Source organism: Streptomyces sp. NPDC097129, from assembly GCF_055668065.1.
On record NZ_JBVOQE010000063.1, the window covers coordinates 1 to 1,430 of the forward strand.

The 1,430-nt window shown below is 63.6% G+C and carries 1 protein-coding gene; it reads right to left on the reverse strand.

What is annotated here, in order from left to right; all coding sequences use genetic code 11:
- On the reverse strand, positions 1-1,396 hold a 1,396-nt coding region (locus AC0B9F_RS38100), incomplete at its 3' end, for a hypothetical protein (RefSeq protein ID WP_472010387.1).
- Positions 1,397-1,430: the final 34 nt, after the last annotated feature.

Here is a 1,430-nt window from a genome sequence, read left to right on the forward strand (position 1 = left end):
CGGGTTGGTGTGTGAGCATGGAGGATTCGGATGTCGAATCGTCGCCGTCGCACGAGTTCGGATTCGCCTCGTCAGGTTGTGCGGTTGCGGTGGCTGCACCCGCGAGACGATGTTCCGTTGTAGGTGTCGGTATCTCGACTTTGTCTGCGTGTTGGTTTCCCGAGCCCACGAGGTTTCCGATCCCGCGGCCCACCCACCCGAGCCCGGATCCGACTCCTGAGACACCGGCACCGATCGCTTTGCCGGCCGCGCCGGCGACAGCACTGCCTGCGGACGCTGCCCGACTGCCGACTTCCGCCAGGGCGTCGACGACGCTGGGACTCTCGTGGTCGGTCCATCCCATGACCTGGCTGCCACGTGCCTGCGCGAAGTCGTCGAGGTCGTTCTTGAGTTTGACGATGTCGTGTTTGAGATTGTGGGCGGCGCCCCACCGGAATCCGTCGAGTCGGTGCATTTTTGCAAAGTTCGACAGTTCCGACCGCGCGTGCAGCAACAGTTCGCCGTCGCGTTCGAAATGCTCTGCCAGCACTGTGCGTGCGTCGTCGAGCACCACCTGCAGATGCTGCGGCTCGGTGGCCTGCACGCGCGCGATCCGCAACCGCTGCCACAGATAGAGCGACTGCTCACCGACCACCAACAGGTGCAGGGATTCGCCGAGCCGGTTCTCTTCGATTGCTCGGGGGAGATAGTCGTCGCGATCCTGGACCGGGCGAGTGGCATCGAACCCGGCCAAGGTGCGTTTGACGTGTTCTCGGAGGCGTTCGATGGTCACATTCAGGGTGGGCCGGAGTCCGGCAACAGATTCCCAGTCTGCGGTCGGCAGTGTTCCGTGTTCGTCGAGGGTGGTGACGAGCCGATCCAAGGTTGTGAAATGACCGACCACGTCACCGACTCGGGACGCTTGGGCGAGGGCGAGGAGTTGTTCGACTTTACCGTCGACGCGGGCGATCGATTCGTTCACCGACGCGATGGCCACCGAGAGGGCGACCTGCACCGCGATGAGTTGGAAGGACAGTGCTTGGGTGGGGCCGAGGGATACTTTCTGCCATTGCAGTTGCTGGCGGAACTTCCCTGCTTGGTCGACGACGGTCATTCGGAAGAACCCGCTGTCACCCGGCAACGCTTTGTACGTCTTCAATGCCTGGACGCTGTCCGGTGACAGTCGCACGAACTGACCGGCCTGGGCGGCAATAGATTTCGCTCCGACGGCAGCGGCGGCGACATTGGCCATCGAGGTTGTGCTGACGCCGGAAACATCGAGTGCCTCGCCGGCGAGATCGGTCAGGCGCGCGAGGTAGCCGGCTACGACCTCCGGGTCCCCGGCAACGAGAATGCCTTCCGGCTCGACGGAGACAGCGAGTTCGCTGCCAGGGCCGGCGCCCTCGAACAGGTCCATTGCAGCAGTGCCTGGTCGAGTGGGCTCTGATAAT